Here is a 24,354-nt window from a genome sequence, read left to right as displayed (position 1 = left end):
GGTGGACCCGGTGCGCGGGCGCAGCAGGTCGTCGCGATGGGCGGTGCCCGACGCGGAGGTTGGAGATGAGGTGGGGTGGGGTCGGTGCGACCGGGTCCGTTGGGGCCGGGAAGCACGCGGTCAGCTGGCAGCGTCCTCCTCGACCGCCTGGTGGGCGTCGACGAGCTTCTGCGTGTAGGGGTGCTTGGGGTGCTCGAGGACCTCGAGCGTGCGGCCGGACTCGACGACCTCGCCCCCGTTCATCACCACGAGTTCGCGGGTGACGAAGGCGGTGGCCGGGAGGCCGTGGGACACGAACATGAGTCCGGCACCGTGGTCCTCGGAGTAGCGCTTGAGCAGGTTGAGGACGACGCCCTGCACGGACACGTCGAGCGCCGAGACCGCCTCGTCGCAGACGAGGAGGTCGGGGCGGACGATGAGCGCCCGCGCGATGGACATCCGCTGCCGCTGGCCGCCGGACAGCTCGCCCGGGTAACGGTCGACCCACGACGGGTCGATGCCGAGCTCCGCGGTGATCTGGCCGACCGCCTGGTCCGCGCCGGCGCGGTCGTGGCCACCGAGGATCTGGGCCGGTACCCGCAGCGACTCGCGGATGCGGTGGCGGGGGTCGAACGTCGACGTCGTGTCCTGTGCGACGAGCTGCACCCGCCGCCGGTACTCGAGCTGGCCGGCACGCGTCGCCATGAGCGACGCGAGGTCCTGCCCGTCGACGGTGACCGTCCCATCGGAGGGCCGCTCGAGCCCGGTGACGATCTTGGCCATCGTCGACTTGCCGGAGCCGGACTCCCCCACGATGCCGACCCGCTCGCCCGCGCCGAGGACGAACGAGACGTCGCGCACGGCGGTCTTGCGACCGTAGGCCCGGCGGACGTTCCGCGCCTCGATCCGGACCCCGGTGCGTCGTGCCGGCACGGCGACCTCGTCGGCGGTGATGGTCATGCGGCTTCCCCCTCGAGTCGGGCGCGCACGGACTCGAGCGTCGGGAGCTCGTCGAGCCGGGCGCTCTGCAGGGTCGGGATGCACTCGAGGAGGCCCCGCGTGTACGGGTGCCGGGCCTCCGCCAGGTCGCGGGAGGCGATCTGTTCGACGATCTCGCCCCGATACATGACGACGACCACGTCCGTGAACCGCCGACACAGTTCGATGTCGTGCGAGATGACGAGGACCGCGGCGCCCTCCTGCTCGGCGAGGTCGACCATGAGCTCCATCGCGCCGACGGCGAGCGACGCGTCGAGCGCGCTCGTCGGTTCGTCCGCGATGAGCAGCGAGGGCTTCGACGACAGCGCGATGGCCATCATCACCCGTTGGCGCATGCCGCCGGACAGTTCGTACGAGCGGGCGTGCATGACGCGCTCGGGGTCGGTGATGCCGACGGCGCGGAGCCGGTCGATCGCATCGGCACGGGCGCGTCGCTTCGTGACCTTCTCGGTGGCGCGGAGCACGGCCACGAGCTGGCTGCCGATCGTCCAGACCGGGTCGAGCGATGACATGGCGTCCTGGAACACCATCGACAGGCCCGGGGTCCGGACGGGGATCCGCGGGCCGGTCCCGGTCCGGACGATCGAGGTGCCGTCGAGTTCGAGGGTGGCGGCCGTGACGGTCGCGGTGCCCGGCTCGAGGAACCCGGCGATCGCGTTGCCGAGGCTCGTCTTGCCGGATCCGGACTCGCCCACGATCGCGACTCGTTCGCCGCGTCGGACCTCGAGGTCGGCATGGCGGACTGCGGTGGTGGTGCCGTACGAGACGGTGAGGTCACGCACGCGGAGAACGGTGTCGGTCATGGTCGCTCCATCCGAGGTGGGTGTTGGTGGCGGTCCGTCCGGCTACTTCGCGCTCAGGCTGAGCTGCGAGTAGTCGATGACGTTGTCGGAGCGGAACACGTAGCCCTGCACGTTCTTCGCGAACGCGTTCAGCGGTTGCACGTTGTTGATGTAGATCGTCGGCTGCTGGTCCTGCAGGACCTTCTGCGCGGCGTTCCACTCCTTGCCCGCGGGGGTGCTCGTCGGGTCGCCCGCGGCGTTGCCGGCCGCGATGTCCTGGTTCAGAGCCGGACTGTCGAAGTCGGGCCAGTTGATGACCGAGCCCGGCGTGTAGAAGAGCGACAGCACGTACGGAGGTGACTGCACCACGGCGTAGTCACGACCGAGCGATGCCTCGAACGTCTTCGCCGCGAGTCCGGACTGGAACGCCGACGAGTTGATGGCGTTGATCGTGACGTCGAACCCGGCGGCCTTGGCGGCAGTCTGGATCTGCGTGGCGGTCTCCTGGAGGTCGGGCACGCTGTTGTTGACCGTGAGGGTGAACGCGACCGGGGCGGTGTAACCGGCGCTCTTCAGGATCGCCTTGGCCTTGGCGACGTCGTACGTGTTCGCCTTGAGGCCGTCACCGTCGAACCCGGGGTCGGACGCGGGCAGGATCGACGAGATCGCGGTGGCACGGCCGTGGTACACGTTCGTGTTGATCTTGTCGTAGGGCACGGCGTACGCGAGGGCACGTCGAACGGCCACGTCCTTGAAGGGCCCGGACGTCGTCAGCAGCGGCATGTAGACCATGGCGTTCGACGTGACGTCGTAGACCTGGGCCTGCTTGCCCTTCTGCAGCCCCACCTGATCCGCGGGCCGGAGTTGGGTGGCGATCTGCGCGTCGCCTGACCTGACCAGGTTCGCGCGCTGTCCGGCATCGGAGACGACCCGCTGCACGATGCGCTTGACCGCCGGAGCGCCCTCGGCGTACCCGGTGTTCGCGCCGTAGATCGTCTGTTCACCGGGAGTGAAGGTCGTCACCTTGTACGCACCGAAGCCGAAGTTCGGATGGGTGCCCGACCACTTCACCGCCCACGGGTCCGACGAGGTCGTGTGTTGCTTGAGCTCCGCGGCGTCGTACACGTTGTAGCCGACGTTGGCGAGCAACGACAGGGCGGTGTAGCCGTAGCTCTTCTTCGCCACGGTCAAGGTCACCGTCGAGGCGTCGACCTTCTTGAACTGGCTCGCCGAGGTGATGAACGGGGCGCTGATGAACGGGATGATGCTCGTCTTCACGGCGAACTTGCGCCGCATCGTCCAGATCACGTCGTCCGCGGTGAGCTCGTGCCCGGCGGTGCTCTTCGCGTCCGTGTCGAGGTGGAACGTGTACGTCAGGCCGTCGGCCGACTCGTCGTAGCGCTTGGCGAGGACGCCGGTGAACGCGTTGTAGTCCTCGTGCCGGGCCTCGCTCCCGCTGCCGTCGACGTACTTGTTCCGGAGCAGCGAGGCCCCGGTGTTCTTGAAGAACTCCGCGGCCTCGTACCCGGTGGCGCTCGTCTCGTACGAGAAGCTCTGCGCCTGCGCGGGGGTCACGATGGTCAGGGAGTCGGACGAGGTCGAGCCGGAACCGGAGCCGCAGGCGGTGAGGCCGAGGGCACCGACGACGGCGAGCGTCGCTGCGACGAGGATGCGTTTCGTGGATCGCATGCAGGGGTCTCCTGGTGAGCGGGGGTGGGTGGGTGGGGGTGCGGGGTGGTGCGGCGGAACGATGAGAGGAACAGTGCGAGCCGTGGGGACGGCGCGGGGTCGGGAGGGACTGAGCGGCCTGGTCAGGTCCGGCGGCGGCCGACGAACGCGGCCACGAGGACCGACGCGGACCAGACCGACAGGGCGAGTGTTGCGGCGGGGAAGAGCACGGTCCACCAGCGGCCGACTGCGGCGTCGGGAGCGCCGGCGGCGAGCATCGAACCCCACTCGGCGGTCGGCACCGGGATCCCGACGCCGAGGAACCCGAGCGCGGCGCAGAAGATGATCGCCATCCCGAAGATGGTCGAGGTGTTCTCGAGCGTCGGTCGGGAGGAGTTCGGCAGCACATGGCGGACGAGGAGCCGGAACTCGGACTCACCGGACATCCGAGCCGCGTCGACGTAGCCGTCCGTCCGGGCACGGAGGACCTCGGTTCGCATGAGCCGCGCCTGGAACGGGACGAGCACGATCGCGAGCGACAGCGTGATGACGACGGCGTTGCGGCCGAAGAACGAGACGATCACGAGCCCGGCGATCATGACCGGGATCGACTGCACCAGGTCGACGGCCCGGCCGATGAGCCGCCCGACGAACCCGAGCACGGTCCGGTCCGCCTGGTACATCCCGGAGACGAGTCCGATGGCCACCGCGACCGCGGTCGAGATGACCGTGATGCAGATGGCGACGACGATGTCGAGCCGGAACGCGGTCACCACCCGCGAGTAGACGTCCATGCCGTTCGCGTCGGTGCCGAACCAGAAGCGGCCGGACGGCGGCGCGGACTGGCTGCCGACGACCTCGACCGGCGAGTGATTCGTCAGGTACGGGCCGATGACGGCCAGGAGCACGATCACGGCGAACGGGAGCAGTCGGAGCAGGAAGCCGACTCGCGTCTCGCGTCGGCCCTCCCGGACGCGCCGCTCGGCGGGCGAGGCGACGAGCGCGTCGGACGAGCCGGTGATCGTCGGGGTGGTGAGGGACATCAGGCGTCCTTCCCGGCGACGCCGGCGCGCCGCCTCGAGTCGAGGAGCATCGTGAGGAGGTCGGTGACCAGGTAGATCGTCAGACACATCGCCGCGACGACGAGCAGGAACGAGCGCAGCGCGAACACGTCCGACGAGTTCACCGCGTCGACCGCGTACTGGCCGAGCCCGCCGAGGCCGAACAGGGACTCGAGCACGACCGCGCCCCCGAGGAACAGGCCGAACATCATGCCGAGCGTCGCCACCGCCGACGGCAGCGCCCTGCGGTAGACGCTCGCCAGCACGGTCCGGCGCGACGCACCCGAGGCGATCCGGAACCGCGTCGCGGGGTCGTCGATCGCGTCGTCGAGGTTGATGATGAGCATCTTGATCAGGAGCGGCGAATGCGCGACGACCATCACGATGACCGGGAGGGCCAGGTGGCCGGCGTACGACAGGAACGCCGCGGTGTCCCCGGCAATGAGCGCGTCGATCATCGGGAAGTTCGTCACGGCTGGCGGGGCGATGAGCAACGGGGCGATGCGACCGGACGGCGCCGGCGCCCAGTGCAGCTCCGCGTAGAAGACGAACAGGAACGCGATGCCGATGACGTACTCCGGCAAGGCGCCGGCCGAGCGCGCGTACGAGGTGAGCACCCGTGCGATCCGGTTCGTCCGATGCGTGACGATGAAGTGCGCGAGCGCGAGCGACACCGCGCACGCGAGCAGCAGCCCCCAGGTGACGAGTTCGAGCGTCGCCGGGATCCGGGTCGCGAAGTCACGGACGACAGGGCGGCCGGTCGAGATGCTCGTCCCGAGATCGAGGTGTGCCAGCTGCCCGAGGTAGGTGCCGAGCTGCGTGACCCACGACCCCGTGAGGCCGTAGCTCGCCCGGGCCGCCTCGAGCGCCTTGCCCGACAGCCGACCGCCCGTCGCCGCGACGACCGGGTCCCCCGGGATCAGCGTGACGAGGAAGAACGCGACGAACACGAACACGACGATGTTCACGGCCGTCAGAGCGATCGGGCGGAGCCACCAGGTCCGTTCGCGGAGCGATCGCGGCCGGGCGGTCAGCGCGGTGTCCAGTGCCGCGAGACGCGCGGCCTCGGCGTGGGTCGTCGTGTCGACGGTGTCGGCCTCGCTCACGGTCACGGCGGTCTCCCTGTTCCGCGTTTCGCGGGCTGCCGTTCCACGAGCCGCGGAACCGGCCTCGTCCGCGAGTGCTGTAATGCTCACGGACGTTCGTTACGGGCGACGACCTCATGGGTAACCGGATCATTACGCGACCCCGGACGCGATAGGGTTCAGGGAAATCCCTGATCAGGGGCTTGAACGCAATCCGATCCCGCGAGCCGTCGCACCGACCCGCATCCGCCCCTCCCATCGGACCGCGACGAGGCGGCCGCCCGCGCACCCACGTCCGGAGCCCGTATGACCACCTCACCATCCGACCACCCGCGGTCTAAGGGCGGGTCGGCGCACGGCCGACAGATCTCCGCGCGTCGCGTCCGTGATCTGATCACCGCCTCCATCCGGGAGGGCCACATCAATCCCGACGCGCCCCTCGCCGAAGAGGACCTCATCCGCCTCTTCGACACGAGTCGTGGCTCGGTCCGCGCGGCACTCGCGCAGTTGCGTGACACCGGATTCCTGGAGCGCCGGCCGCGCGTCGGCACCAAGGTCACCCACCGGGGCGTGATCGTGCCGCTCACGGACATCGACACGGACAGCGAGCACGTCTACGTCGACAACATCGAGGACCGGATCGTGCCGAGCTTCCCGCTGGTCCGGGAGCGGCTCGGCATCGAGGAGCCGACCGTCCGGATGATCGAGAACCTGCTCGTCACCGACGACGAGGTCATCGGCATGCGCACCGCCTACTTCTCGGCTCACTACGACGACGACCCGGACATGTTCGTCGGGCCGGTCAACATGACCACGGTGCTCCGGGACTTCTTCCACGTCGAGCGCGGCGACGTGCTCGTGATCGTCGGGAGCGAGGCCGCCGATGCCCACACCGCCAAGGCGTTCGGGATCGCGGTCGGGTCGCCGCTCATCGTGCGCGAGGTCACGTACCACGATCCGACCGGGAGGCCCGTGCAGACCGTGTTCGATCGGCTCCGCGGCGACCGCGTGCGGTTGGAAGGAACGACCCGCTGAGCCGCTCGTCGGGCTCAGCCCGGCGCGCTCAGGCGACCCAGACCTCCCCGAGCACCCGGAGCACGTTCCCGCCGAGGACCTTCCCGATCTCGTCGTCGGAGTACCCGTGCTCGACGAGCCACGCCGCGATGTTGTGGAAGCTCTCCGTCGGGTTCTCGAGCCCGTCGACGTACTCGACCCGGGGGTGGTCCTCCGTCGTGGCCGCGGCCGCCCCGAGCATGGACGAGAACGTCGTGTGCAGGCCGACATGGTCGCCGTAGAGCGTGTCGGGACCGAAGGCCACGTGGTCGATGCCGACGAGTTCGGCGCAGTACTCGAAGTGGTCCATGACGGACAGGAGGCTGTGCGTCGGGTGGTCGCGCGAGATCGTCGTGTGCGGGGCGGCGGACATGCCGATCACTCCCCCGCCGGCGGCGACGGCCCGGAGCACGTCATCCGACTTGAGCCGCGGGATGTCCCAGAGTGCGCGCGCCCCGGCGTGCGTGATGAAGATCGGGACGTCGGACGCGTCGGCGGCGTCGATGCCGGTCTGGTCGGACGAGTGCGACACGTCGATCGCGAGCCCGAGCTGGTTCATCCGACGCACGGCCGCGCGACCGAAGTCGGTCAAGCCGAAGTCGGTTCGCTCCGAGAGGCCGGCCCCGAGACCGTTCGACTGGGAGTACGCGAGGCCGATCTGCCGGATCCCGAGTCCGTACAGGATGTCGAGGCGGTCGAGGTCGTTCCCGATCGGGGTGGCGGCCTCCAGACCGAAGACGAGCCCGGTCCTCCCGGCCGCGTGCGCAGCGTGGATGTCGGCGAGCGTGCGGATGACGACGACGTCCGACTGGTGGGCGATGTCCGCCTGCCGCATCCCGAGGTCGGTGACGACGTCCTCCCACTGCCAGGGCGTGTTGCCCGTGACGGTTGCGGTGCCGTCCATCATGTTGTCGAACACGACGGTCAGCCCGGACGCGCGCAGGCCCTCGAACGCGGTGAACTGGCGGCCCGTGCGGTTGTAGGCGGGTGTGTTCGCCATGTCGGCCGGGAACCGGACCGGGTGGTCGTGCAGGCTGATCGTGATGGTCGCCGCCAGGAGCCGCTCGGCGCGCTTGACGACCGCCGGCGCGTGCCCGCCGTCGTACGGCGGAACGCGGTCGAACTCCGGCGTCAGCGGATCTCGCGGTAGGTGGAGGTCACCGTCGAGGTAGTCGTAGGACTCGTAGCCGGACACGATGCGCGGGCCGCCGTTCCCGATCTCCTCGTGCTGCGGATCAGACGGTGGCCGCGACGGGCACGGCGCGGGCGAGGAAGTCGCGGAGCGTCTGCTGGAACTTCTCGCGCTCCTCGACCTGGGGCGAGTGGCCGGACTTCTCGAAGACGACGAGCTCCGCGTCGGGGATCAGTCGGGCGATCGTCTCGGAGGCGCTGACCGGCGTGACCCAGTCCCCGCGGCCGACCGTCACGAGGGTCGGGACGGCGATGCCCGGCAAGTCCGGCTTGAGGTCGTAGGTCGGGAAGTTGTCGACGAAGCAGGCGTTGTGCGCCTCGTGCCGGTAGATGCCGGCCTCGACCGCCGCCGTCGACTTCTCCTCGTCGTACTCGTAGTCGTACAGCGGGATGAGCTCCGCCCACAGCGACTTGAGTTCCTCGTCGCTGCGCGTCTGGCCACCCCAGTAGCGGTTGAAGTGGTCCCAGTTGATCTCGACGCGGTCCTGGTTCCGCGCGTTCTCGAACGCGAGCTCGAGGTTGGTGCCGTCGGCGGAGGTGTCCCGCAGGATGATCGCCGAGACGTGCTCCGGGTAGCGGACGGCGTACTCGAGGGCGATGAACCCGCCGTACGAACCACCGGCCACGACGATCTGCTCGACACCCGCCCACTGCCGCAGTCCGTCGACGTCTGCCGCCCACTGCTCGTGCGTGTAGGGGCCGACGCCCTCGCTGCGGCCGCACCCGCGCGAGTCGAAGACGATGACCCGGAAGCGGTCGTGGAGCGGGCCGAACGTGGCCCTCGGCTCGGCGAGCGAACCGATCCCCCCGCCGCCGTGGTGCGCGATGAGGACCGGTGCGTCCGGGTCGCCGTTCGTCGGCTCGAGCACCTCGACGTTGAGTCGGGCGCCGTTGATCGTGAGGTCCATCGGGTTCCTTCCGGGTGGTCTGCTTCGACGCCGGTCGGTGGAAGCCCCGGGCGGATGCTCGGAACTCTAGCAACGGGTGTGGGAGCGCCGGCGATCGTGGCCGACGGATCACGGAGCGCGACATGACGAAGCGCGCTACCCCCTTCCAGGGGCCGCTCCACGAGGTCTACGGTGAGCGCCACTCACCACACGCGCTTCTCACAGATGGGACCCGAACCCGTGCGCAAACCAACGCTCGCTGCCCTCGCCGCGGCCTTCTGCATCGCCGCAGTCGGCGCGGCCGTCCCCGCAACCGCGGCGACCACGTCCTCCTCGTCCGCGGCCGCCACCCACGCCGCCGTGACGGCGTCCGCCTCGCCGGCCACCGCCTCCAGGACGTCCGCCGGGCCATCGAAACCGGCGGTCGCACCTCTCGCCTCGCTGCCGAGCGCTCCGCAGACACTCGGCGGATCGCAGAACGTGCCGAAGGAGACCGTCACCTGGACCTGGAAGGCTCCGGCGACCGACGGCGGCTCGCCCGTCACGGGCTATCGGTTGTCGACGGTGGCGGCCGGGCCGACCTCCACGCTGACGGTGTCGGCGTCCACGCTGTCCCACACCTACACGGACTGGGCCCGCGACACCGACTACTCCTTCACCGTCCAGGCGATCACCAAGGCCGGCGTCGGCCCGGCGGCGTCCGACTCGATCCACACGGCCCCCGCGCCGAGCGCCGCGCCGACCGGTGTGAGCGCGACGCCCCTGCCCCTCGCCTCCGCCACCGCCAGGTTCGGCAGCGCCCTGATCCAGTGGACGCAGCCCGCCGGCGCGCTCGGCCCGTGGGTGGTCAGCCGTGATGGCACCGACTCGCTCGGCATCGGTCCCCAGAGCATCAGCACGAACGGCGTGTGGGACACGTCGATCGTCCTCAACCACCTGATCCGAGGCAGGACCTACACGGTCACCGTCGCTGGGAACCTGGGCCAAGGGCTCTCGTCGACGGTCACGGTCCGGGTCGGTCCCGAGCTCGCCACCCCACCGCGGAACCTCGTGCTCACCCGCGATGACAAGGACTTCTTCACGGGCACGGTGTCGGCAGCGTGGGCACCACCGGTCCTGACCGCCGGGCAGAAGGTGCTTGGATACCAGGTCACCGTGCAGCCGCTCCCGCACGCCACACCCACGGTCGTCGTGCTCCCGGCGTCCGCGCGCTCCTACACGACGGGCGACATGGGCTCGACGATCACGTACCTGGTGTCCGTGTCGGCTGTCACCGCTTCGGGCGCCGGGCCAGCTGCGCAGGGCGCCATCCAGATCGGGGACACGAACAAGCTGTACCCGTGACGGCGGGGTGAGGGGCAGGCGGCCGTACGGGTGCGCCTGCTCCGTCGTCTGCTCCGCAGTGCTCGTGCGGGCGGGGCCGGGGGCGCTGGCCCCGCGCAGACCGTTCCGGAAAATGTGCGCACGACTCCTGACGTGCTCACAGGTCCCGAACACGTCTGCGCCATCGTCCGTCGTCCACCGATCCGGCCAGGAGGCGCGGCACCCGTCCGCCGCCCCGCTACCGTCACGGCATGGTCACCGAGACGTGGCAGGCGGACGATGAACGGCGGGCACGCATGGCGCGGTTGGGCCGACGGGACACCGCGCCCGAGCTGGCGCTGCGGCGACTCCTCCACCGCCGCGGCCGCCGGTTCTTCGTCGACCGTCGCATCAGCCAGCGCACCCGGGCGCGGCCGGACCTGGTGTTCCCACGCGCCCGGGTTGCCGTGTTCGTCGACGGCTGTTTCTGGCACTGGTGCCCCGAGCACGCCCACCTGCCGAAGGCGAACGCGGAGCTGTGGCGCCGCAAGCTCCTGGCGAACCGGCAGCGCGATGCCGCGCACGACGCCGCACTCCGCAGCGAGGGCTGGAAGGTCCTCCGCGTGTGGGAGCACGACGAGCCCGAGCACGCCGCCGGGGTGGTCGAGCGTGAACTCGATCGGTGGGAGCGGATCGTGAGTGCGAGGGAATCGACATCGCGCTCATGAGCGCTGTCCACTGCAGAGTGCTCTTGAGCCAAGATGCATTGGATCATGCGTGAGCGCCCGGGGTACCGAGCGACGTGGTGGTCAGGACCGGTTCCGCTCGAGGAGGCTGCAGGGAGGTGCGACAACGCCGGGGACTGCTCACAGGAGCCATCCCCGGCGCTGTTCCTCCGGTCAGTTCGAGCCGCTGCAGCTCGCCGGGCGGACTGGCCGGTACTCGTCTTCGTCGAGATGACCTTGCCGTCGACCTTGATCTCGCAGGTCACTTTCGTTCCGGTCTGACCGTTCGTCGCGCTGACGTCGAAGCTGTTGAACGAGAAGGACTTGCTCGAGGGATCGCGCTGGAAGGGGTCTGTAGGTCACTCAGGACAGCGGCTCTTCAGGGCTGAAAGTAGCGCAAGCCAGGTCCCCGTTCTGGGGCGGTCGCTGGATGAGCGTTCCTGCCAAACTCATCACTGGACGAATGACCAGCCGTCGGCGCTCAGCCACGCCGCAGCACCACCTGGAGACATGCATGCCCCTCGGCGGACCCGGCCCTCGAGATTGGTCCCCCGCGGAGCCAGCCCGTCGACGAACGAGCGCCTACGACCGCCCGCTTCAGAGCTGGGAGCGTCCAACGAACTCCTCGCCCTCTCGCACGACGGCACTCCTCGCGATGCTCCTCGGCACCGGCGCGTTCGTGATCGGTCTCGCCGAACCGGCCGGTCCGGCCGGCCGCGGCTTCCTCGTCACCACGATCGGCGTCTCGGCCATCGTGGCGGGCGTCCGCGCCGTCCGTCGCGAACGCAACGGCAGCACGGCGGTCCGCATCTTCGGGAGGACCGGCGCGATCTTCGGTGGCGTCGGTAGCGCACTGATGGCGTACGCGCTCGTCGCGAGTCTGCTCGCACCCTCCGGCGTGCACCTGCCGTCGCTCTCGGTCCGGAACACGATCCAGGAGATCAAGAGCGAGCAGGTGAGCGCGCCGATGGCCGCTTCCACCACCGCCGCCCGCTCCGCGACGGTCGCGACACCTGCGCCGCAGCCAGGAGGCACGACCACCGCTGTTCCCGCAACCAGCGCGAGCGAGACGGGCAACTCGCCCACGGTGCCGTGGGTGCCGTCCACCGCCGCGAGCGAATCCGCTGCGGTCACCGAGGTTGCGCAGGCGCTCGCCTCGTCGATGGAGAGCGAGTTCCCGAGCGGAGGACCGTATCCCTCGACGCTGGAGCTCGCCGGGACGACGTACGAGCTGGTCGCGCTTCCGGCCGGGACACCCCTCACCCGCGTCCCGAACGGTGCACGAGTGTCGTACGCCACGTCCTCCGATGACTCGTCGTGGTCGGTCACGATCGTCGGTGCTTCGTTCGGGCAGCAGGCTTCCTACAGCTCGGGCTCGAACGTCGTCACGCGCGGCTGACGGCAGACTGGAGGGCATCGAGCAGGGCACGTCGAACCGCAACCACGGCAACGGACGCTCTAGAGTTCGACGCGTGACGAGAATGTGGGGCATCCACAACGACAGCCTGACGTACGAGTTGATCGACGAGGGTTTCGTCAGTATCGCTTGGGACGAGATTGGTGATCTTCGCGCCGTAGGTCCGACGCGCGACGACCTGAAAGCCGTTCTGGCCACCGCCTACCCCGACCGGAAGCCGGGAGCCATTCCGGTGTGGGCCGGCACCATTGCGCGATTCCGCGACGAGATACGGCCCGGTGATGTCATCGTCGCTCCTTTCCGCCCGGACTCGACCATCAACATCGGAATCGTGACGGGCGAGTACTTCTTCGTACCGGATGCCGACACCCACCGGCACCGTCGGAAAGTGGAGTGGAAGAAGACCGGGCTCGCCAGAACCACCTTCTCGCAGAGCGCTCTCTACGAGATCGGCTCGGTGCTCACCGTCTTCGGCATCAAGCGCCACAACCGCGAATTCGCAGCCGCCCTGCAAGCCCCCAACGGAAACCAGGACGAGATCACGGCTACTGTCGAAGCCGTGGTCGCCGTCGAGGACGGGGTGGCAGACGAACCACGCGCTGATCGCGTCCATCGCCAAACCAAGGACTTCATCCTCGATCAGCTCACGCGCAGTCTGAATCACCGAGAGTTCGAGGAGTTCACCGCCGCGGTCTTGCGCGCGATCGGTTACCAAGCCCGAGTCACGCAGTACTCCGGCGACGGCGGTGTCGACGTCATCGCTCACCGAGACCCACTCGGCATCGAACCGCCATTGATCAAGGTCCAGTGCAAACACCGCACGGCGACGATCGGCTCTCCGGAGGTCGGCCAGCTGATCGGGACGCTGGCGGCGGACGAACTCGGACTCTTCGTCACGCTCGGCACGTACTCTCGCGACGCGCTGTCCACCGAGCGGCAGCGGCGGGGCCTCCGCTTGATCAACGGAGAGGAGCTCGTCGATCTCGTGCTCACGAACTACGAGCGACTTGAGCCCGCGTGGCGCGCGCGGATCCCCTTGCGGGCCGTCTACGTCGTCGACGAGACCGTCGGCCAGTAGCGGAGTCAGGAGCGCACGAGCTCGATGAACCGCGACAGCAACGCCATCCCCGCGATCGACGTCGGCAGCGCCGTCGTCAGCCCCGGCGAGTACACGACGAACGCCGCCCACTTCGCCCGCGAGATCGCGACGTTGAGCCGGTTCGGCATGAGCAGGAAGTCGAGCCCCCGCGGGATCTCGGCCGCGGAGGACGCGGCGAGCGAGACGATGGCGACCACGGCCTCCCGGCCCTGGAACAGGTCGACCGTGCCGACCTGCGTCCCGCGCAGCCCGGCGGCGTCGAGCGCGGCGCGGATCAGCGCGCCCTGCGCGTTGTAGGGCGCCACGACGATGACGTCCTCGTCGGTCAGTGGCCTGGTCACGCCGCCGTCCGTCCACGGCAGCCCGATGACGGACGACGCGAGCGACACGACCCGCTCCGCTTCTTCGGGCGAGGACGTCGTGTTCCCGACGTGCGCGACCGGCGCGACGTGGAGGCCCGGCTCGAGTCCCTGGAGCGACCGGGACAGGACGGCCTCGGACGCGGTGAGCGACCCGTTGTAGGACAGGCGCGAGACGGGCGCGGTCAGGGCCGGGTGCATCCGCCGGGTGTGCGCCAGGAAGTACCCGAACTCCGGCGGCAGGACGTGCTCACCGTCGGCCAGCCAGCCGAGGGCGGACTCGTCGACCGGCTCGGGGTGCGAGCCCTGCGACACCTGGGGCAGCTGCTGCGGGTCGCCGAGCAGCAGGAGTCGCGACGCGGCGACGGACGAGGCGATCGTGGGCGCGAGCGAGAACTGCCCCGCCTCGTCGACCACGAGCAGGTCGAGCGACCGCCGTTCGACGGTGTTGGCGTTGGCGAAGGTCCACGCCGTCCCGCCGACGACACCGCCGGGACGACCGGTCGATCCCGCTGCGGGGCCGGTCAGGAACGCGGCGAGCGCGACGTTGTCCTTGACGGGCGTCCAAGCGGCCGCCTCGAGTCGGTCGGGATCTCCCCCGCGCTGCGGCACCTTGACGACGCGGTCGGCGGGAACACCCGCGGCGACGACGGCGTCGAGGAAGTTCTCGGAGGTCGCGTGCGACTGCCCGACCACGCCGACCCGCCACCCGTGCTCCTGCACGAGCCGTGCGACGACGTGCGAGCCGACGTACGTCTTGCCGGTGCCGGGAGGCCCCTGGATCGCCAGGTACGACCGGTCGAGTCCGAGCAGGGTCGCGACGACGGCCGCGACGGTGTCGTCCTCGGTCACGGACAGCGGCACGACGCCTCCGCGCGGCGGCACCCGCCGCAGCAGGTCGAGGGCCGGGTCGGGCAGCATCGACGGGAGCGCATCGAGCACCTCGCGCCCCCACTCGGCGATCGCCTCGGGCTGCGGCTTCGCGGCCGGCGGTGCGGCGGGCGTGAGGGCCACCGGCAGGTCCTCGTGTCCCGTCTGCCCCTGCCCGACCGACTCCTTGAGCAGGATCTCGATGCGGTCGCCGTTCGGCCCGATGTCGCGGACCTCGCCCTTGCTCGAGGCGCCACGCATGCCCGGCCCCGGCGAGGTGATCGAGATCGGCAGGGGTTCGTCGTAGACGAGGTGCGGCTTCGTGCCCTCGCGGACCTTGCTGCCGGGTGCGAGCGCGCCGAGCAGGCGGAGTTCGCGCGAGAACGTCCGCTTGCCGGGCAGCTTCGCCCAGTCCTGCACGACCTCGGCCTGCTCCACGATGAACACGTCGCGGGTGTCGGCCCACTCGTCGATCGGGTTCCGGAGCCGGTCGAAGTGCTCCTGCCAGAACGTCTTGCCCTCACGCCGGTGGTAGTCGATGGCGGCCGCGGCGAGCGCGATGGCCTGCTGGTCCGCCGTGCGGTCGAGCGCGTCGACGCCCTCGATCTCGTCCATGAGCGCCAGGTACACCGGGTCGGGCTCGCGCACGGCCGGCGGGAGCGCGACCTCCAGCTCGTCGGATGCGCCGTCGGACCCGGCCGTGTCGGGTGCGGAGCCGCCGTCGTCGACGCGACCCCGGGCCTCCAGGCCGAGCAGCCAGTCGCGGAGCCGCAGCGTCGATCGGCAGTCGTACTCGTTGTAGTCCGCGACCTGGTCGAGCGCGTGCTGCCCCAGGACCGGGTCCCCGTTCCGGAGCTCCTCGATCGCGTCGACGTACGCGGTGATGCTGTCCGCGGCGTTCGTCACGCCGGCGTCGTCGCGCAGGTCCTCGCCCATGTAGAGCGGCTCGAGCTTCTTGATCGAGTAGCTCCGGCTGCCGACGAGCAGGGCCTTCCGCACGATCGGGTACAGGTCGACCAGGACGTTGTCGCGCAGCAGGTCGTCGACGTCGTCCTCGCCCACACCGTGCCGGGCGGCGAGCGACAGCAGGTGCGTCCGCTCGTACGACGCGTAGTGGTAGACGTGCATGCCCGGGTACTGCGCGCGCCGCTCCTTGACGAACGCGAGGAAGTCGACGAGCGCGCGTCGTTCCTCCCGGATCGTGTGCGCCCAGAACGCGGTGAAGCGGGCGTCCGTGTCGACGAGGCCGAAGAGGTAGTCGAGGCCCCAGGTGTGGCCGTCCTCGGAGTACAGCGGGTCGCCCTCGAAGTCGAAGAACACGTCGCCCGCGTCCGGCGCCGGGATCGCCGCGAGCGCCTGCGGGTCGACCACCTCGAACCGTGGTGCGGGGTGCGCGTCGGAACCGGCCCGCTGTCGGTCGCGTTCCGACCCGGTCTGGAGGCGCGCCTGCGCCCGCAACGTCGCCAGCGTCGCCGCGCTGACACCGGGCACCGGGCCCTCGGCGGTCGCGAGGGCGTCGATGCTCGTCACGCCCGCCGCGATGAGGCGCGCTCGCTGGTCGAGGCGCATGCCGGCGACGAGGACGAGGTCGCGGTACTCCTCGACCTGCGTGCTGCAGATGCCGCACCGGCCGCACGAGGTGTAGCGGGGGTCGCCCCACGCGAGCGGCTCGGAGGCGGCGATGCGCTCGTCGATGACGCGGCGGAGCTCGTCGCGCTGCGTCCGGTACACCGGTGTGATGTCGGCGAGGTCGTGGCTGCTCACGGTCTCGTCGCCGAGGACCAGGTGCACCTGCGCCCCGACCGGGATGCCGAGCCGCTCGATCTGCTCGGCGTACGCGGCGAGCTGCAGCAGCGCGGTGATCTTGGCGTGCCGGGCGAGCTTGGTGTCGTAGACCTCGTACTCGCCGCGGTCGTTGCGGATGAGGAAGTCCGAGAACCCGATGAAGCCCGGGTCGTGGAACGTCGCCTGGTACAGGACCGCGACGCCGGCGCGCATGGCGTCCGCCGCGGCCTGCGCCGCCTGCTGGTACTGGTCCGGGTCGGGGCGCTCGAACTCGACGACCTGGCCCGCGCCGTGCTCGGCCTTGAGCGTCGCGAGGTACCGGAGCTCGTGCTCGTCACCCAAGCGAGCGGTGCGGTCGAGCATCGCGTCTGCCGCCTCGGCCACCGGTTCGGCGCGCCCCAGCTTGGCGTCGAGACGCCGCAGGAACGCCCACTCGCACGACGCCCAGACGCTCAGGTCGCTCGGGCTCAGCACGACGCGGCCGTCGGTCGTCAGTTGCACGGTTCCTCCCCCGGGTGCGCTCGTTCGTCGCGCAGCACGACGGTAGCGGTCGCGACCGACACGACCGACACGACCGACACGACCGACACGACCGGGACGACCGACACGACCAGCACGCAGGGGCCGACACGACCGGGACCCAGCGGCCGCGGCCGCGGCCGAGCGACACTGACATGCCGGGCGGACGCGCCGCGGTCTGTCCTCTGGAGTGAGGACTTGTCGCCTGCTCGTGCCGCTGCCAGTGTCTCGCCATGGACGCACCCACAACGAAGTTCGACGTCTCCGGCTCACTGAGCCGACGCTCGCTCCTCATCGGAGCGGGCGGTGTCTCGCTCGCCGCGATCGCTGCAGTCGCAGGACCTGCATCGATGGCGAGCGCCGCCGCACCCACCACCCCGTCCGCCGTGATCACCGAGGCGAAGAGCTACACCGGCAACAGCCTCGCGCAGATGAACGCGATCTGGTCCTCCAAGTACAAGACGAGTGGCGACTGGTGCGCGATCTTCGTCAGCTGGTGCCTCCGTGGCACCGACACCGGCTTCAGCCCTCGGGCGTCGGACTTCTACAAGCTCTGCACGCCGGTGTCGGCCGCCAACGTCCGCCAGGGCGACATCATCTGGTACTACGGCGTCGGGCACATCGGCCTCGTCCGGTCACACAGCGACGGCCACATCCGCACGGTGGAGGGGAACGTGGGCTCGGGCAACGCCTCGACCAACCACGTGAAGATCTACGAGGACCCCTGGGACACGAGCGGTCAGTACAAGTTCGCGCGGCCGAAGTACTGACCCCGTCGAATCAGCCGACGTCGACCCCGCACGCGGACGACAAGTGCGCATGCGCCCGCATGCGCACTTGTCGTCCGCGTGTGCACTCAGTCGGCGGCGACCCCGCCGCCCCAACGCACGCCCACCGCGGTCGTCGCGAACGGCGCGAGCGTGACCCGCACCGCACCACCGTCGACCGGGAGGCCCGTCCCCCGGTCCCCGAGGAACGAGCTCGCCCACGCCTCGGCCACCGCCGCGCCGGGCCGGAGCGTCAGCACGACGTCCTGGTCGGCGAACGACTGGAGCCGCACGATCGAGGTGCCCTCCTCCGGTCCCGCGACGACAGCGACCAGTTGCACGCGGTCGTCGTCGAGGTCGAGCAGGGACACATCGGCTCGAGCGGCGGCGTCCGGACGTCCCTTGGCCTCCGCGGTCGTCAACGGGTGCACGAGTTCGCCGGTCGCCGCCACGGCCAGGCCCTCGGTCGAGGCTCCGTCCCGGTCCGTGCGGACCCCGACGGCGTACCGGAAGGTCGCGGTGAACGCCTGCTCGATCGGGAAGTTCGTGTCCCACACGTTGTTGTGGAGCCACGAGAACACGGTGCCCGGTTCGACGGGACTCGTGCTCGCGGGGAACGGCGCGTACGGCACCGCGATGCTCCCGGTCTGCACGAGCGGCGCGTCCTTCGTCACCCAGACGACGTCGTCGTGGGTCTCCGGGTCGCTCAGGGTGATCCAGTTGCGGATCGCGCGCATGTGCTGCGGCGCTCCCGGGATGTGCGGGACGCCGTCGCCCGTGACCCCGCCGGAGACCTCGAACCGGACGACCGGGTCGTCGACGGCGAAGGGGAACGCGAAGTACGCGCTCTCCTTGATCAGGGTCGTCGGCTTGGCCAGGCGGTTCTCGATGAGCAGCACGCCGTCGCCGTGCCGGAGCCGGAGCGTCACGACGACGGAGTCCACGCCGTCGGCCACGAACTCGTAGACCAGGCGTTCCTCGACCGCGTCGCTCGTCCGCTCGAGGACGACGGCGGGCCGGGCGGTCGTCCTCGACACGAGCAGTTCGAGCCGGTCGGAGACGGACAGCTTGTTCGCCAGGTGGTTGAACCCGGCGCCGGAGCTGCCGTACTGGTCGTAGAGGTACGCGTTGAACCCAGCGACGGACGACCCGTTCACGAGCTCGCGTCCGGTCCGCCGCTCGACGATCGACGCGATGGAGGACGTGGTCTCGTCGACGACGACGCGCAGGTACTCGCTCTCGAGCGTGAGCACCTCGGCGCGGGCCCGGGACCCGAGGGGAACGGGAGCGTCGTTCGGCGCGGACGTTGCCGCAACGGAGACGTCGAGTCGGACGAACCCGAACGCGGGCACGTCCTCGACCCGCACGACCGCCCAGCGCCCGGACTCCCGGTGCGCCGTGTTCGACTGCGGTTCGAGGACCACCGGCAGCGGATCCCCGGTGCGGCCGTCCCGGACCTCGATGTCCTGGTCGAGGCCGATGTGGGCCTCCTTGACGAGCAGGCGCGCGACCGTGCTGCGGCGGCGGCCGGTGGCGTTCGCGGCGATGAAGCTGACGACCGCGTCGGGATCGCGCGGCACGGCGGCCCCGAGGTACGCCATCGCCTGCTCCCGGAACTCGGTGGCCCGCTGGTGCGCGCCGATGCCCTGCGCCACCTTCCACTGCCACTGCAGCTCCCCCGACTCGAACCCGGCGTCCCCGTGGGTCCAGGAGTTCCCGGCGCCCCACGTGTGCTCGTTGAACATCGAGATCGCGTCGTAGGCCTCGGTGCGGCGCGCGGTTTCCTCCGGTACCGCGGCAGCGCCGATCAACGCGGCCGCCTGCGAGAACGCGCCGGCGTCGGTGACGGCGGCCTGGGCCTCCCGGGCGAGTGCGAGCGGCACGGCCGCGGAGCCGACGCCCTCGACCCACCAGTCGCCCCAGTCCCCCTGGAACGTCTGGAGCTCGTCGCCGTGGCGTGCCTCCGCCTCGGCGAAGAAGTCCTCGTTCCGCGACACCCGCAGGGTCGGGGACGTCCACGTGTCGTTCCACTTGCGGACGATCTCGGCGAGCTGGAGCCGGGCGGGGCCGTTGTCGCCCATGAACCCCTGCGTGCGGATGTGCAGGACCTCCCACGGGTAGCCGTCGCGGCCCTCGGTCTGCTCGCCGTGCGCGCCGAAGATCCCGGGCGGGAACGGGTAGCCGCGGGTGGCGAGCGCGGTCAGGTAGGCGGGGAACAGCGCGTCGACGGACTCGTACGACTCCGTGAAGCCGATCATCGGCCCCTCCATGTACGCCAGGCCGTGCGGGCTGTCGGTCATCCACACGATCACCGAGTTGCCGGCGGGCGTGCGCCAGCGGAACATGCGCGGCAGGTTGAGCGCGCCCGAGGTGTGCGGCTGCGACCGGCCCGCCCAGTTGTGCGCGACGGCCAGGTACTTGACGCCGACCTCCTGCAGCGCGTCCGGGAGGCCCGCCACCTGTCCCGGGACGTCCGTCTGCATCGCGGTGGTGAAGTCGATGCCGTACTGGTCGCGGATGCGCCGCGCGTCACGGAGGAGCTCGTGCAGTTCGTCCGTGGAGCACGTGTCGGTGTGCAGGTTGTACGGCATCGCGCTGAGGCCGATCCGGCCGTCCTTGACGAGCTGCACGAACTCGTCGACCTGCGCCTGTGGGCGGTGCCGCTCCCAGTCGGTGAACGCCCAGAGCGCCTCGGCGTTCCAGCGGAACCGGGCCTCCTCGGGCCAGTCGTCGGTCGCGCGGGCGAGGTCCATGGCGGTGTCGAGGTACGACCGCTGGCTCGCGATGACCGTCGCCTGCGGGTCGGTGTAGCCGAAGTCGAAGTGCGAGTGGTGCACGACGTGCACGGACCACGGGCGTTGCGGCGTGAGCTCGACGGACACCGCGCCGTCGCCGAGGGACGGGATCCGGACGGTCACCGCGGTCGGCGCGTCGACGACGCGGACCAGGAGGCGCACCGACAGCGCGTCGGGGGCCGTCGCGAACCCGACGAACGCGCCCGACGCGGCGGCGGCGCCGGTGCCGGTGTCGGTCGCGGTGCCGGGTTCGACCACGACCTCGGTCGCGCGGGCCGCCGCTTCCTCGGTGTCGAACAGGAGGCGCACCGCCTGGACCTCGACGTCGTCCCGTGTGGCGCGCATGGGCTCGGGCAGGACGCGGACACGTTCGCCGCCGATCGTGCCGGTCGCGGCGACGGCGCGGTCGATCAGTCCGACGCGCGCATCGGTGTGCTGCCACGGCTGTGCCGAGATCAGCGGGGGTCGAGTCGGGCGATCACCACGGGCGTCGGTCATCAGCAGCACCATTCGTCGTCGAATTGATATCGTTACCAACAACGCTAGCAGGACGACGGGGGCCTCCCGCAAGGGGCAATCGTGTGTCCGGCCGGAGCCGGTGCTGCTGTACACGTGTGACCGGCCGAAGCCGGTGCTGCTTCATACGTGTGACCGGCCGGAGCCGGTGCTGCTGTATACCTTGAGGCATGGCAGCCGCGGGGAACGGGAGCGGGCCCACGACGGGGCGCGGTCGTGGTGCGCCGACGGTCAAGGACATCGCGCGTGTCGCCGAGGTCAGCCCGATGACGGTGTCCCGCGTGCTCTCCGGGGGCAAGAACGTCCGGCCCGAGCTCCAGGACCGGGTCGAGCGCGCCATCGCCGAGGTCGGCTACCACCGGAACGAGAACGCCCGCCGACTCCGCCAGGGTCGCCGCTCGGGACTCGTCGGCGTGCTCATCACGAACGTCGGGAACCCGTACTACGCGGGGATGCTCCAGGGCGTCGAGGAGGTCGTCGGCGAGGCCGGCCGACGCATCATCATCGGCGTCACGAACGAGGACGAGGACCTCGAGCAGCAGCTGCTCGCGGACTTCCTCGGTCGGCAGGTCGAGGGCCTCATCGTGGTCCCCGCCGGTCGGGAACCCGCACGGTTCGCCCCCGACGCCCTGGCCGGCGTGCCCGTGGTGCTCGCGTCGCGGACGTTCCCCGACGTCAGCGCGGACGCGATCCTGCTCGACGACATCCACGGCGCGTTCGTCGCCACGGACCGCATGCTCGCCGAGGGGCACACCCGCGTCGGGTTCCTCGGCAACCAGGTGTCGGTGTCGACCGGCCGCCGACGGTTCGAGGGCTTCCGCCAGGCGCACGAGCGCCACGGGCTCGAGCCCGTCGACGAGCTCGTCCGGCTCGGGCAGCAGGACGTCAGCTCCGCCGAGCAGGCGATGGACCAGCTGCTCGGCCTGGAGGCTCCACCCACCGCCGTCTTCGCCGCCAACAACCGCAACTCCATCGGCGCGATCCGCGCGATCACGAAGTCCCGGGCGCAGGCACGGGACCGTGGCGAGCAGCCCGCTCCGATCCGGCTCTTCGGGTTCGACTCGTTCGAGTTCGCGGACATGTCCCCGGTGCCGCTGTCCGTCGTCGCGCACGACGCCGCCGAGCTGGGTCGCGTCGCCGCCCGGATGCTGTTCGACCGCCTCGATCGTGGGGACGACAGCGCGCCGCGGCTCGTCGAGCTGCCGGTCGAGTTCGTCGACTTCGCGTAGCGCCGGCGGGCCTCCCGGCTGCGCCGCCCCGCACTCGAGGACTATCCGTGTATGCCGACGATCCCGCTGTCGAACGACACCGGGACCGTCGAGAGCAGCGGCGGGACACGTGGTGGGGCCGCACCCGCCCGGGAGTTCCGACGGTGCTGCTGGCGAACGACAACCGGGACGTCGAAACCAGCGGCCGGGAGGCTCGGGTCCATCGGGAGGAGCGGTAGCGCTTCCGAGGAGACGCCGGACGCGGCGCCGAGACCGGCCGGAGGTGGGCCTCCCGACGGGCCGGTGCCGGGCCTCCCGCCGGGCTTGCGATCGGTGCCGATCCTGATAACGTTACCAACCTGAACACACATCCATGCGGCCAGCGTCGGTCGCGGACGCGAAGGGAGCGGGGATGGACGACCGACCGACCGGATCACGGGCGACCTACGACACGGCACCGTCGGTGGCCGTCGGACCCGGGCACCACGCCTGGACCGGCCCCGAGGCGTGGGGGCGACTGGCGGAACACGCGGCTCCCGGTCGCCCGATCGCGATCGACACCTACCCCGGCAGCGACCTCGACGGGCTCCGTGCCGAGCTCGCCCGGGTACTCCCCGACGCCGAGCTCATCGGCGTCGAGGCCGCGGCGGCGCACTCCCGCGAGTACATCGACGCGCTCCTCGCCCCGAACCTCACCGACGACCGGGTGTTCGGCGTCATGGACCATCGCACGCTCGACATCCTGTACAACACGGACCGCCTCGCCGCCGTGGCCGACCGGGTCGCCGCGTCCGAGCGGCCCGTCGTGGTCTACGGCTGGGGCGCCACGCTCGTGCCGACGACGTTCAACACGATCGTCCTCGCCGACCTCGCCCGATGGGAGATCCAGCAGCGACAGCGCGCGGGTGCCCCGAACTGGCGCGCGGACAACGGCGACGACGACCAGCTCCGCAAGGTCAAACGCGGGTTCTTCGTCGAGTGGCGGATGGCCGACCGGCACAAGCGGGCGCTGTTCGACCGGATCGACTACGTCCTCGACGCGAACAGCACGATGGCGACCGCCAAGCTCATCACCGGCGACACGTTCCGAGCCGGACTCGCGGCAGCGACGACCCGTCCGTTCCGGGTCGTCCCGTTCTTCGACCCCGGCGTCTGGGGCGGCCAGTGGATGAAGACGACGTTCGACCTCGACGACGCCGAGAACTACGCCTGGTGCTTCGACTGCGTGCCCGAGGAGAACAGCCTCCTGCTCGACGTCGACGGCACGCTGGTCGAGGTCCCCTCGCTCGACCTGGTCCTCCGGCACCCGCGGGAGCTCCTGGGCGAACGGACCCACGCCCGGTTCGGCCCGGAGTTCCCGATCCGCTTCGACTTCCTGGACACCATGGAGGGCGGCAACCTGTCACTCCAGGTGCATCCGCTGACCGGGTACATCCAGGACAAGTTCGGCATGCACTACACGCAGGACGAGAGCTACTACCTGCTCGACGCCGCCGACGACGCCGTGGTGTACCTCGGGCTCCGTGAGGACGCCGAACCCGCGGCGATGGAGCAGGCGCTCCGCACCGCCGAGACCGGTGCCGCCCCGTTCGAGGCCGACGCGTTCGTCAACGCGTTCCCCGCCAAGAAGCACGACCACTTCCTCATCCCCGCCGGCACCGTGCACTGCTCCGGGGCGAACTCGATGGTGCTCGAGATCTCGGCGACGCCGTACATCTTCACCTTCAAGATGTGGGACTGGGGCCGGGTCGGGCTCGACGGCGTCCCGCGTCCGATCCACCTCGACCACGCAATGGCGAACGTGCAGTGGGACCGGGACACGACGTGGACCCGCGACCACCTGGTCGACCAGGTGACCGAGGTGGCCTCCGGCGACGGCTGGGTCGAGGAGCGCACCGGCCTGCACGAGCTCGAGTTCATCGAGGTCCGTCGGCACTGGTTCACCGACGTCGTCCCGCACGACACCCGTGGCACGGTCAACGTCCTCAACCTCGTCGAGGGCACTGAGGCCATCGTCGAGAGCCCCACCGGCGCGTTCGAGCCGTTCGTCGTCCACTACGCCGAGACCTTCATCGTCCCGGCCGCCGTCGGGCCCTACACGATCCGTCCGCACGGGCGCGGGGTCGGGCAGCGCCTCGCGACCGTCAAGGCGTCGGTGCGGGGCACGGAGCGGGGGTAGCGCGCGGGGCCGCGGTCCGCCGAGGGGGCACAACACGCCGTTCCGCCCGGGAGTGAGCGGCGCGTCGTGCACACTCGCCCCTGCCCCTGCCCCCGTCCGCGCGAGCCT

The 24,354-nt window shown here is 70.5% G+C and carries 18 protein-coding genes; 8 read left to right on the top strand and 10 right to left on the bottom strand.

What is annotated here, in order from left to right; translation table 11 throughout:
• Nucleotides 1–120 precede the first annotated feature (120 nt).
• From DEI82_RS05365 to DEI82_RS05345, 5 genes are all read right to left on the bottom strand, one after another.
• Entirely contained in the window at nucleotides 121–939 is an 819-nt protein-coding gene (locus DEI82_RS05365) for an ABC transporter ATP-binding protein (RefSeq protein WP_111036023.1), read from the bottom strand.
• Nucleotides 936–1,781, bottom strand: a complete 846-nt coding sequence (locus tag DEI82_RS05360; protein WP_111036022.1) for an ABC transporter ATP-binding protein — start codon at nucleotides 1,779–1,781, stop codon at nucleotides 936–938. The genes DEI82_RS05365 and DEI82_RS05360 overlap by 4 nt, the downstream gene beginning before the upstream one ends.
• 42 nt (nucleotides 1,782–1,823) lie before the next feature.
• Nucleotides 1,824–3,449, bottom strand: coding sequence for an ABC transporter substrate-binding protein (locus DEI82_RS05355; RefSeq protein WP_111036021.1), 1,626 nt, complete (start codon nucleotides 3,447–3,449; stop codon nucleotides 1,824–1,826).
• A gap of 122 nt (nucleotides 3,450–3,571) precedes the next feature.
• Nucleotides 3,572–4,471, bottom strand: coding sequence for an ABC transporter permease (locus tag DEI82_RS05350; RefSeq protein ID WP_111036020.1), 900 nt, complete (start codon nucleotides 4,469–4,471; stop codon nucleotides 3,572–3,574).
• Entirely contained in the window at nucleotides 4,471–5,601 is a 1,131-nt protein-coding gene (locus DEI82_RS05345; protein WP_111036019.1) for an ABC transporter permease, read from the bottom strand. The genes DEI82_RS05350 and DEI82_RS05345 overlap by 1 nt, the downstream gene beginning before the upstream one ends.
• A gap of 279 nt (nucleotides 5,602–5,880) precedes the next feature.
• Here DEI82_RS05345 and DEI82_RS05340 point away from each other — a divergent pair, with 279 nt between their 5' ends.
• Nucleotides 5,881–6,609, top strand: a complete 729-nt coding sequence (locus DEI82_RS05340; protein WP_111036018.1) for a GntR family transcriptional regulator — start codon at nucleotides 5,881–5,883, stop codon at nucleotides 6,607–6,609.
• Between the two features lie 28 nt (nucleotides 6,610–6,637).
• On the opposite strand, the gene DEI82_RS05335 is transcribed toward DEI82_RS05340, so the two are convergent.
• From DEI82_RS05335 to DEI82_RS16150, 3 genes are all read right to left on the bottom strand, one after another.
• Complete coding sequence (locus DEI82_RS05335) at nucleotides 6,638–7,822, bottom strand: dipeptidase (protein ID WP_258371972.1); 1,185 nt, start codon at nucleotides 7,820–7,822, stop codon at nucleotides 6,638–6,640.
• Nucleotides 7,823–7,862: 40 nt separating this feature from the next.
• A complete protein-coding gene (locus DEI82_RS05330; protein ID WP_111036016.1) occupies nucleotides 7,863–8,726 on the bottom strand; it encodes an alpha/beta fold hydrolase in 864 nt (287 codons plus the stop codon).
• A 182-nt stretch (nucleotides 8,727–8,908) separates the two neighbouring features.
• Nucleotides 8,909–9,205, bottom strand: a complete 297-nt coding sequence (locus DEI82_RS16150) for a hypothetical protein (RefSeq protein WP_181435109.1) — start codon at nucleotides 9,203–9,205, stop codon at nucleotides 8,909–8,911.
• On the opposite strand from DEI82_RS16150, the gene DEI82_RS05325 reads away from it, so the two are divergent.
• The 4 genes from DEI82_RS05325 to DEI82_RS05310 all read left to right on the top strand — a co-directional run bounded on the left by DEI82_RS05325 (nucleotide 9,186) and on the right by DEI82_RS05310 (nucleotide 13,227).
• On the top strand, nucleotides 9,186–10,049 hold the full coding sequence (locus DEI82_RS05325) for a fibronectin type III domain-containing protein (protein WP_181435108.1): 864 nt from the start codon (nucleotides 9,186–9,188) through the stop codon (nucleotides 10,047–10,049). The genes DEI82_RS16150 and DEI82_RS05325 overlap by 20 nt on opposite strands.
• A gap of 230 nt (nucleotides 10,050–10,279) precedes the next feature.
• Nucleotides 10,280–10,735: a DNA mismatch endonuclease Vsr gene (gene vsr, locus DEI82_RS05320; protein WP_111036014.1), complete on the top strand. Its 456-nt coding sequence runs from the start codon at nucleotides 10,280–10,282 to the stop codon at nucleotides 10,733–10,735.
• 652 nt (nucleotides 10,736–11,387) lie between these two features.
• On the top strand, nucleotides 11,388–12,131 hold the full coding sequence (locus DEI82_RS05315) for a hypothetical protein (RefSeq protein WP_111036013.1): 744 nt from the start codon (nucleotides 11,388–11,390) through the stop codon (nucleotides 12,129–12,131).
• A gap of 82 nt (nucleotides 12,132–12,213) precedes the next feature.
• Nucleotides 12,214–13,227 carry a restriction endonuclease gene (locus DEI82_RS05310; protein ID WP_111036012.1) on the top strand — a complete coding sequence of 338 codons (1,014 nt, stop codon included), beginning with the start codon at nucleotides 12,214–12,216 and terminating at the stop codon, nucleotides 13,225–13,227.
• Between the two features lie 5 nt (nucleotides 13,228–13,232).
• Here the strand turns inward: DEI82_RS05310 and DEI82_RS05305 are convergent, their stop codons facing one another.
• Complete coding sequence (locus DEI82_RS05305; RefSeq protein ID WP_220037235.1) at nucleotides 13,233–16,763, bottom strand: bifunctional RecB family nuclease/DEAD/DEAH box helicase; 3,531 nt, start codon at nucleotides 16,761–16,763, stop codon at nucleotides 13,233–13,235.
• A 251-nt stretch (nucleotides 16,764–17,014) separates the two neighbouring features.
• On the opposite strand from DEI82_RS05305, the gene DEI82_RS05295 reads away from it, so the two are divergent.
• Nucleotides 17,015–17,551: a CHAP domain-containing protein gene (locus tag DEI82_RS05295; RefSeq protein WP_111036011.1), complete on the top strand. Its 537-nt coding sequence runs from the start codon at nucleotides 17,015–17,017 to the stop codon at nucleotides 17,549–17,551.
• Nucleotides 17,552–17,637: 86 nt separating this feature from the next.
• Here the strand turns inward: DEI82_RS05295 and DEI82_RS05290 are convergent, their stop codons facing one another.
• Nucleotides 17,638–20,841, bottom strand: coding sequence for an alpha-mannosidase (locus DEI82_RS05290; protein WP_146242838.1), 3,204 nt, complete (start codon nucleotides 20,839–20,841; stop codon nucleotides 17,638–17,640).
• Nucleotides 20,842–21,029: 188 nt separating this feature from the next.
• Here DEI82_RS05290 and DEI82_RS05285 point away from each other — a divergent pair, with 188 nt between their 5' ends.
• Complete coding sequence (locus DEI82_RS05285) at nucleotides 21,030–22,088, top strand: LacI family DNA-binding transcriptional regulator (RefSeq protein WP_111026789.1); 1,059 nt, start codon at nucleotides 21,030–21,032, stop codon at nucleotides 22,086–22,088.
• 391 nt (nucleotides 22,089–22,479) lie between these two features.
• Nucleotides 22,480–24,246: a class I mannose-6-phosphate isomerase gene (locus tag DEI82_RS05280; protein ID WP_111036112.1), complete on the top strand. Its 1,767-nt coding sequence runs from the start codon at nucleotides 22,480–22,482 to the stop codon at nucleotides 24,244–24,246.
• Nucleotides 24,247–24,354 lie beyond the last annotated feature (108 nt).

The sequence above is a fragment of the Curtobacterium sp. MCBD17_019 genome, from assembly GCF_003234555.1.
Classification (GTDB): Bacteria; Actinomycetota; Actinomycetes; order Actinomycetales; family Microbacteriaceae; genus Curtobacterium.
This window is presented reverse-complemented; position numbering and strand designations above follow the sequence as displayed.